The sequence below is a fragment of the Gluconacetobacter azotocaptans genome (genome assembly GCF_014174355.1).
GTDB lineage: Bacteria > Pseudomonadota > Alphaproteobacteria > Acetobacterales > Acetobacteraceae > Gluconacetobacter > Gluconacetobacter azotocaptans.
Genome location: NZ_JABEQF010000035.1, coordinates 1 through 7,951, shown reverse-complemented (window position 1 = coordinate 7,951; position 7,951 = coordinate 1). Strand labels below are relative to the sequence as shown.

Below are 7,951 nucleotides of genomic sequence, written 5' to 3'. Positions count from 1 at the left end.
GATAGTGCTCGGGTCATGATCGCCGGCCCCCATCCCGGCAATCAGGATGAATCAGATTTTGACCAATATGGGAATCCAAAAACGACTCAATTAGATCAGATTATGCTCTAGGACGCGATATTGCGCTCGCGGTGGCACGGGATCTGGTCGTGTTTCTCAAACGCCCTGGTGGCCAAGCCCAGTTCAGCAGGATGCTCGCCCTGCAGATGGACGGAGGCAAATTCGATACTCTGCATAGCTGGATGGCGACGAATCTTGCCAGCGACCTAACATTACCGCGCCTGGCTGAACAGGCGGGCATGAGCGAGCGCAGTTTCAGCCGGCACTATGTCCGGGCCACGGGGCGGACACCATCGCGAACTGTCGAGGAACTGCGTGTGGAGGCTGCCTGTCGCCTGCTTGCCGAAACGGCCCTCCCCATCAAACGTATCGCCGAACGGTGCGGATTTGGTTCAGAGGAGACCCTTCGGCGTGGTTTTCTTCGTTGCCTGTCGACAACACCGGGCGACTACCGTAACCGCTTCGGAGGGTAATGAAATCGTCATGCTCACGGGAGCGTCACCGCACAACGACCTGTAAATGCCCCAACACTACTGTTGCAGTTCATTTTTCAGGCAGAAAAACGAGGAATTCTGAATTAGTTCCGAAGTAGACAATCGGAAATTCGAACCTTCAAGAAATCATCAAATTCATGAACGATTAGAGAACAACGTAGTCTGCGGCTGTAGTGCTACCCGGATTCGGCCGGCAGATCGTCTGGTATTTCCTGCCGGAAGAACGGCCCCCGGCTGAGTCGTCGGCCAAGGGCAGCTACGAACGCCTCGTAGCGTTCCGCCCCCTGCGCCCGCGCCGCAGCTGCTGCGGCCGGTTCCGGCAAGGGCGGGCTGACCGTCATCCAGTAGCGGATGAACAGCGCTAGCGTCTCAAGGCTGATCCCGAGATCGCGCTCCATGCGGGCGACCTGCCGGTCGAGACGGTCCAGCCTGCGGCTCATCGCCGCTTCCCGCCGCTCACCGGCATCAGGCGACAAGAAGGATGCGATGGCGGCTTCCGCCACCAGGGAGAGGGACAGATCGCGCCGCGCCGCATGCGCGGTCAGGGCATCCAGCAGTTTCGGTTCCAGATAGACCGACAGCCGCGCCTTCTTTGGGGATGTTCTCATCACGCCCTCACAGCCCGAGATCATTGCCACGGTCGAGGCCAGCCTGACGGGCGATCCGCGTCAGGTCGGCGCGATCCCGGGCTTCTGGATCCGGTGGTGGCTCCTCGCCAAAGAGGTCAGGTGCAGTGCGCTTCCTGTGCTTGCCGATATCCGCCGGGTCGTGCTCGCGCGACCATTTTCGTCCCGTGCCGAGGGACTCATCACTATCGGCGGTGTCGGGCTCGTCAGGCGCTGCTGACGGTGCCGTCTCCTCCGGTGGCGGGGTGGCAGGAAGCGGGCGGCCACTCCAGTCATCGGGCCGGACCGGTCGCGGCAGTTGCGTGGGATCGGGTGGCGGCAAGATGCGCTCGACAAAACGGCGATCCCGGAAATACCGCGCCTTCCGCGCGCGGATCGGCGGGCAGCCCGCCACCATGACGACCTCCTCCCGTGCCGGGAGCTGCTGGACCTCGCCCACCGTCATCAGGGGCCGCGCACTTTCCTGACGCGAAACCATGAGATGCCCGAGCCAGGGCGACAGCCGGTGTCCGGCATAGTTCTTCTGCGAGCGGATCTCGGTGGCCACACCCAGACCGTCGGACACGCGCTTCGCAGTGCGTTCATCGTTGGTGGCAAAGCTGACCCGGACATGACAGTTGTCCAGGATGCTGTTGTTCTGGCCGTATGCCTTGTCGATCTGGTTCAATGACTGCGCGATCAGGAACGCCTTGATCCCGTAACCCGCCATGAAAGCCAGTGCGCTTTCGAAGAAATCAAGCCGGCCGAGAGCGGGAAACTCGTCGAGCATCAGCAGCAGGCGGTGCCGCCCCTCCCGACCGGACAGATCTTCGGTCAGCCGCCGTCCGATCTGGTTGAGGATCAGGCGGATCAGCGGCTTGGTGCGGCTGATATCCGAGGGCGGGATGACGAAATACAGCGAGACAGGCTGTTCGCCCTCCAGCAGATCACTGATCCGCCATTCACACCGGCTGGTCACCGTCGCCACCACAGGATCGCGATACAGGCCGAGAAACGACATGGCGGTAGACAGCACGCCGGAACGCTCATTGTCGGACTTGTTCAGCAGTTCCCGCGCGGCCGACGCCACGACGGGATGTGGCCCCTTCCCGTCCAGATGGTTCGTCCGCATCATGGCGGACAGGGTCGCCTCGATCGACCGCTTCGGGTCGGAGAGGAATTTCGCCACCCCGGCGAGGGTCTTGTCGTCCTCGGCATAGAGCACATGCAGGATCGCACCGACCAGCAGGGCATGGGAGGTTTTCTCCCAATGATTACGCCGCTCCAGCGAGCCCTCGGGATCGACCAGGATGTCGGCAATGTTCTGTACGTCGCGGACCTCCGACGCTCCACGTCGGACCTCCAGCAGCGGATTGTAAGCCGAGGATGCCGGATTGGTGGGATCGAACAGCAGCACCCGCCCGAAACGGGAACGGAAACCGGCGGTGATCTGCCAGTTCTCGCCCTTGATGTCATGGATGATGGCCGAACCCGGCCAAGTCAGGAGCGTGGGGATCACCATGCCCACCCCCTTGCCCGTACGCGTCGGTGCGAAGGTCAGAACGTGTTCGGGACCGTCATGCCGGAGATAAGCCCGGCGGTATTTCCCCAGCACGACGCCATCCTCGCCCAGCAGCCCCGCCGCGCGGATTTCCGCGTCCTCAGCCCAGCGGGCCGAGCCATAGGTCGCAGCCCACTTGGCCTCGCGGGCACGATGGACGGATAGCGCCACGGCTGCGGCAAAAGCCAGCACCCCACCCGAGCCCGCGATCCAGGCGCCACGAGCGAATATCGCCGGCGCGTAGGCGTCGAATTCATACCACCACCAGAAGAACAACGGTGGCGCATAGACTGGCCAGCGATGCAGGACCGTGAACCATGGCCGGCCGAGTTCCAGCTGGAACGCCAGCTCCCAGGCCGTCCATTGTGTCGCCGTCCACCAGGACAACACGATAATGGACAGGACCAGCAGCGCCTGTCCCCACTGGATGCGTGTTCCCGGCTGCTCCATCGTGTCCTCCCTTGCTCACAGGAGACAGCGAAGAACCGGCCTTTTCCGAGGCGCAAGCATGATCCGGTGGCCGTCGTACCGGAGCGGGCAGGAGCGAAAAAATACTTGCGCGTTGCGGTCTAGCGTCGGCATCCTCATCTCATGCGCACGACATGCGCATAAGGAGTCGGATCATGCCCAGCCGGACCAACCTCGGAGTTTCCTATGACCGGAGCGCCCCCCGCCGCCCGGTCAACCTGTCGCTCAACACCGATCTGCTGGCGCAGGTGCGGGAAGTAACGCCTAATCTCTCGGCGACGGTCGAGACTCTGCTGGGCGACTACCTGCAGTCCGCGCGGCAACAGCGCGAGGACGAACAGCGCAAGCTCGATGGTGTGATCGACGCTGTAAACGAATTGCACGCGCGGCACGGCTTCCTGAGCGACGAATTCTCGACGCTCTGATCCGATGCCGCAATTCGCGATCTACCGGAATCCCGGCCAAAACCGGAACATCCCGTTCGTCATGCAGATCCAGAGCAGTCGCCTAGAGCGCAGCGTGGGCCGCGTCGTCATGCCGCTCGTCAGACGATCGGGCACCTCGCCACCGGATCACCCACTGACGCCGCACCTCGAAATCGAGGGAGAGAACGTCTTCGCCAACCCGTTCGACCTGGCGACTGTCCCCGCCGCGCGGCTTGGAGCCGCCGTCGGCATCCTGCCCGAGCGCGACCAGGATATGATCATCAGGGCACTGGACGAACTGGTCAGCAGGGCGTGAAGAACGCGGAACTTCCGCTGTCGCCTCTTCTCGGACATTTAATGGTTTGTTTTTATTTTGCAAAACTCGAAGCAAATGAAGTATAAAATAGAAAATGAAATTATGTAATTTTCGCAAGTATTTCTGTTATCAATTTGTCAAACAACGTGCAGAGCATTGTTAGGTCAACTTTTTCTGGATTTGTACATCCTGCCTACCGAAAGGTCGTATCAGCACTAATTAGCCCGTCAATATATCCATTGCGGTTGTCTTTTAAGGATTCAGAAGGAGTCTTTGTGCCTTTGAGTAAATTCTCATCCTTTAAGCCCGTTACGTATTCACATGCAGCACGGGCAGTTCGACCGTTGCCGTTTATAGAGGGGTGGATATAATTTAACCGCCAGAGGAGGTAAGGTCCCAGTTCAAGAAGGTCCATTTCTAACCAATAACGATTAACCGGATCTATTAAACCCTCCATGAGGGAGGCAACTCTATGACCGGCTGGTCGGCAACGGAAAGCACGCCAAAGTCGCCATCACTGCCGTCATGCGCAAGCTCGCCTTCCTCGCCAACGCACTCCTGCGTGATGATCGCACCGGGGCGCAAAAGCCGCTTGATTACAACGGATACTCTAAGGGTCTCAACAGCGTCTGCTCCCCGGTTCGGACAGGGGGTAGCAAGACGGGAAGGGAAAAAGATTAGCAAGTGGGAATAGAAGGACACACAGAAAGTCACTCAGCGGGGCTTATTTTGCATTCAACGTGTAATCCTGGTATAAGCTCAATGCTTTAATAAGTTTTTATATATGTGTTTTAGGGACATAAAATGACGTCACTAGAGGTAACGCTATCATACAATGGCGCTTTATCCGATAAGCACGCCATTGATTTCTACGATATTTCTAAAGCTTTATTGGGATTCCAAAGAACGTTAGCATTAACAACTCATCTCATATTGAACGATGAGATTATTACACAAGCACCATCTCTAAAAGGGGCTCAAATATTATTAGCTCCTCCCGAGGAAGGAAGCTGGAAAGCAGTAGCTTGGCTAATTTTGGGAGGGGTATGGACTATGGGAACAGTATCGAAAGATACCCCTATAGGGAATATTATCAGTTCAGCTTACGATTATGTGGTCAGTGAGTCATTGGGTTTCCACGTAGATTATAGTAAAACACTCGGACAACAGTATGAAGAATACAAAAGATCTCATCCTAAAGCAAAAAATATTACCGCAGACCGTTTTGATAGTTTGATTGAAAAATGTCATGTCGCTATACAAGATATGCATAGGCCTATCATTATATCCGAAACAGCAAAAAGCGCAAATATTTCATTCGATTTAGGAGGAAAGGTTAAAGCAGCAGGACCGGAATTAAATATAAAAACTTTTGAGCATTTAGGCGAAGAGGAGTTTGGAAAAAAAACTTACGATTTTTCTGGTAATGTCACGGGGTATAATTCAAATACATTCCGTGGAAGAATATATATTCCTAGTTTACATCGTATTGTTCCTTTCGAAATAGCAGATCATGCAAAAAATACGTTCACAATTGAAAAGATAGCTGGAAGCCTTTATGTCAATGCTCAAAAACAGAAAGACCATCTTATATTATCAGACATCTCGTTTTCTGGAATAAAAGTGACAACAAAAACTGGAATATTAAAACGAATAATTATCAATGATGTGAAATATTAATGTCGACAACCATTCTGTTGCACAGCTATTCATCCACACGTGTGCCACGATGAAATTACCCATGATTTTTCACTAAGAACCTGTTTGGAAATATCGGCTGGCGTACGAGAGCCTTCCCCAAAGGCGCGCTCGGCGTAAGTTTCCGAGTATCGGAACGCAGCGACCTTGATGGTCGCCCGTCGCGAAGCATAAGAAGCACCCAGGGGACATGCCGCTAGCAGGTATTCTTAAGCAGGCTCTTAACCTGTCTTCAGGCCAGATGCTGACGGGCACGAATCCCAGTCTAAACAGTCTGTATCCTCTGAAATTTAGGAAATTCATTGCCTCTTGCTTGCTGATTCCTTTCGTCTAGCATCGATAACAATGATCTCAGACGCCCGCTCGCCTGCCTCCCAACGTGCTTTCTGAATGCGTCGGATTTCGTTCAACTTCATGCCAAGATCGCCATAGTCCATGATAACGAATAGGGCGAATTCAGTCTGTGATGCGTCCTTGTAAAACTCGAGTTGCTTTTCATATCCATGTACGACCGTCCCTCCGGATCGCTTCATCTCGACAAGCACACGAGCCGAATAGCCGCTTGAGAATTTGAAGTCGATCGGTCCCCCCCCCATGTTTGCCTCGGGCGAAATATCGAGATCGTTCGCCTTACAAAAAGCGTCAGCGATTGCATAATAGATGAGTTGCGAGGCACGTTCTTTCTTCGGCTTGTCGCCTAGCCATAGCTCCTCCCACAAATTGCCGGCCTCTACATGCCGTTTGAATTGCTCGACCGTATCCCTGACGACGCGCATAATTTCATTCGGCCCGAGCTTAAGGTCATATGGTGAAGTCTGCTTCAGGCCTGGGAAACCATCCGCGATGATGCCTTTCAGTCTATAGTAGCCAAGAGCATCCAGGTTGGGATCATAATTGCTGACGTTTGCCTTTACAGCAGCGAGAAAAAAGTTGAATTCCTCCGGCGATTCGAGCGCCGCGCCGCGCAGCGCATGTTTGCGGTCGACCACTGTTGGCCGGATGATGCCGCCAAGTAACTGATTGACCCGATCGCGAATGCGCGCGTTCTCCATCGCGGCACGCTCGATATCCGACCAATCATTGGCAATAGGCAGTGCGCGTACAATGTCTTCTGGCACGAGGATGATTGGGACCATGTGGCCGGATGTTGTCTTGAACTGAGGTAGTTTATGGTTCGTAACGACGCCGGTTTCTAGCAATGGCACCCCGTTTGTCAAGCAGAACGCTTCCGTAATCGCGGCAAGATCTTCCACGATGACGGTTGTGGTAAGGTCACTGATCGTGTCTGGCCCGACATCTTCCTCGAAAAAACCCATTAATGAAATCATCTCGGGGTCTCTCGCGCCAAGCGTGATGATCTCCTTACTTGTCCGTAAAATCGCTTCACGAATATCCTTTGGTCGGGAGCTGCCCGAACGTCCGCTTCCTCCATAACCCAGGCCATTCTCAGGCGGTTCGCTTAGATCAAGTTGGCGACGGGCACCCTTCCATGCGGCATCATTCTCCGCGTTCGAGATCGTCAGCATTCGAACTAATATCTCGAAATGGTGGCGAAAGCGGTCGACGGCCGATGTAGCGATCACAGTATTGCTGGATTTTTCGAGTAGCACCGGGTCGATAAAGAGCGGCATATCGACGTCAAGGAACGGGTCAATCAGTCCCGCAGCCGCAATTGTCTCCGGCAGCACGCCAAAGTAAGCAGAAAATAAGATTGGGTTTCGTATGCGAGCCATTACCTTAGATAACCTGCCTTGCATCAAATCGCTATCACATGTTGTCCATCGTCTTGGGGAGGGAATTTTCTACCCCAAACGTTTTTCAGGTCCTTAGCTCCAGAAAGTGCGAATTATAATTATATATTATTAGAACATTTCTATTTAGAACTTGACTGCCGCGAGTTTTTCATGCATTAATGGCTATTTTTTAATTCTCTCCAGGGTCAGACCTTTAATTTACCCCCCTCCCGCTAAAAGGAGAGGGCCCGCAATAGCCAGATATATCAAGGTCTGGTATCCTTATTAAATTAGTAGTTTTTTTCTTCATATCCGACGGCAGAGCCATTTACGCTCACTAAACTTAGGGAAATTGTTTGCAATATGGTTGATTGTTATCGATGAATGGAATTTTTGATACGCGTGCGGGCACTATCTATGATGACGACATCAAGCTCCGTTATCACTTCCCTAATCGTTATCTTAATGCCGTTCAGGCCTTGAGGTGCCCCCTTCCGGGTGGTCCATTGAGTATGATGGAATTCACTGCTGAAGGGACGACAGATGCCATTGAAGAAGCACAAGCCCGAGGAGATCATCGGGAAGCTGCGT

General features: G+C 54.2%; 9 protein-coding genes. 5 read left to right on the top strand and 4 right to left on the bottom strand.

The genetic code is table 11. The annotated features are described in order from the left end of the window. Nucleotides 1–149 precede the first annotated feature (149 nt). The gene (locus tag HLH34_RS19540; protein ID WP_220792273.1) at nt 150–533 is read left to right on the top strand and encodes a helix-turn-helix domain-containing protein; all 384 of its coding nucleotides are present in this window, start codon (nt 150–152) and stop codon (nt 531–533) included. A 197-nt stretch (nt 534–730) separates the two neighbouring features. Here the strand turns inward: HLH34_RS19540 and HLH34_RS18820 are convergent, their stop codons facing one another. Continuing rightward, complete coding sequence (locus HLH34_RS18820; RefSeq protein WP_183121098.1) at nt 731–1,162, bottom strand: ribbon-helix-helix protein, CopG family; 432 nt, start codon at nt 1,160–1,162, stop codon at nt 731–733. Between the two features lie 7 nt (nt 1,163–1,169). Further along, nucleotides 1,170–3,170 carry a conjugal transfer protein TraG gene (locus HLH34_RS18815; RefSeq protein WP_183121097.1) on the bottom strand — a complete coding sequence of 667 codons (2,001 nt, stop codon included), beginning with the start codon at nt 3,168–3,170 and terminating at the stop codon, nt 1,170–1,172. Nucleotides 3,171–3,322: 152 nt separating this feature from the next. Between HLH34_RS18815 and HLH34_RS18810 the strand changes: the two genes are divergently transcribed. Continuing rightward, nucleotides 3,323–3,613: a type II toxin-antitoxin system CcdA family antitoxin gene (locus HLH34_RS18810; protein ID WP_244960047.1), complete on the top strand. Its 291-nt coding sequence runs from the start codon at nt 3,323–3,325 to the stop codon at nt 3,611–3,613. A 4-nt stretch (nt 3,614–3,617) separates the two neighbouring features. Further along, nucleotides 3,618–3,929, top strand: a complete 312-nt coding sequence (locus tag HLH34_RS18805; RefSeq protein ID WP_183121096.1) for a CcdB family protein — start codon at nt 3,618–3,620, stop codon at nt 3,927–3,929. A gap of 193 nt (nt 3,930–4,122) precedes the next feature. On the opposite strand, the gene HLH34_RS19860 is transcribed toward HLH34_RS18805, so the two are convergent. Then, nucleotides 4,123–4,344, bottom strand: coding sequence for a Fic family protein (locus tag HLH34_RS19860; protein ID WP_373318582.1), 222 nt, complete (start codon nt 4,342–4,344; stop codon nt 4,123–4,125). A 389-nt stretch (nt 4,345–4,733) separates the two neighbouring features. On the opposite strand from HLH34_RS19860, the gene HLH34_RS18795 reads away from it, so the two are divergent. Further along, entirely contained in the window at nt 4,734–5,609 is an 876-nt protein-coding gene (locus tag HLH34_RS18795) for a DUF7946 domain-containing protein (RefSeq protein ID WP_183121094.1), read from the top strand. A gap of 317 nt (nt 5,610–5,926) precedes the next feature. On the opposite strand, the gene HLH34_RS18790 is transcribed toward HLH34_RS18795, so the two are convergent. Continuing rightward, the gene (locus HLH34_RS18790; RefSeq protein ID WP_183121093.1) at nt 5,927–7,360 is read right to left on the bottom strand and encodes a hypothetical protein; all 1,434 of its coding nucleotides are present in this window, start codon (nt 7,358–7,360) and stop codon (nt 5,927–5,929) included. A 380-nt stretch (nt 7,361–7,740) separates the two neighbouring features. Here HLH34_RS18790 and HLH34_RS19240 point away from each other — a divergent pair. Next, the coding region (locus HLH34_RS19240; RefSeq protein ID WP_408871332.1) for a hypothetical protein at nt 7,741–7,951 on the top strand (211 nt) is incomplete at its 3' end.

Coding starts and splice junctions, on each gene's coding strand:
- HLH34_RS18810 (WP_244960047.1), top strand. CDS start 3,323: ATGCGCATAAGGAGTCGGATCATGCCCAGCCGGACCAACCTCGGAGTT.
- HLH34_RS18795 (WP_183121094.1), top strand. CDS start 4,734: ATGACGTCACTAGAGGTAACGCTATCATACAATGGCGCTTTATCCGAT.
- HLH34_RS18820 (WP_183121098.1), bottom strand. CDS start 1,162: ATGAGAACATCCCCAAAGAAGGCGCGGCTGTCGGTCTATCTGGAACCG.
- HLH34_RS18805 (WP_183121096.1), top strand. CDS start 3,618: ATGCCGCAATTCGCGATCTACCGGAATCCCGGCCAAAACCGGAACATC.
- HLH34_RS19860 (WP_373318582.1), bottom strand. CDS start 4,344: ATGGACCTTCTTGAACTGGGACCTTACCTCCTCTGGCGGTTAAATTAT.
- HLH34_RS18790 (WP_183121093.1), bottom strand. CDS start 7,360: ATGGCTCGCATACGAAACCCAATCTTATTTTCTGCTTACTTTGGCGTG.
- HLH34_RS18815 (WP_183121097.1), bottom strand. CDS start 3,170: ATGGAGCAGCCGGGAACACGCATCCAGTGGGGACAGGCGCTGCTGGTC.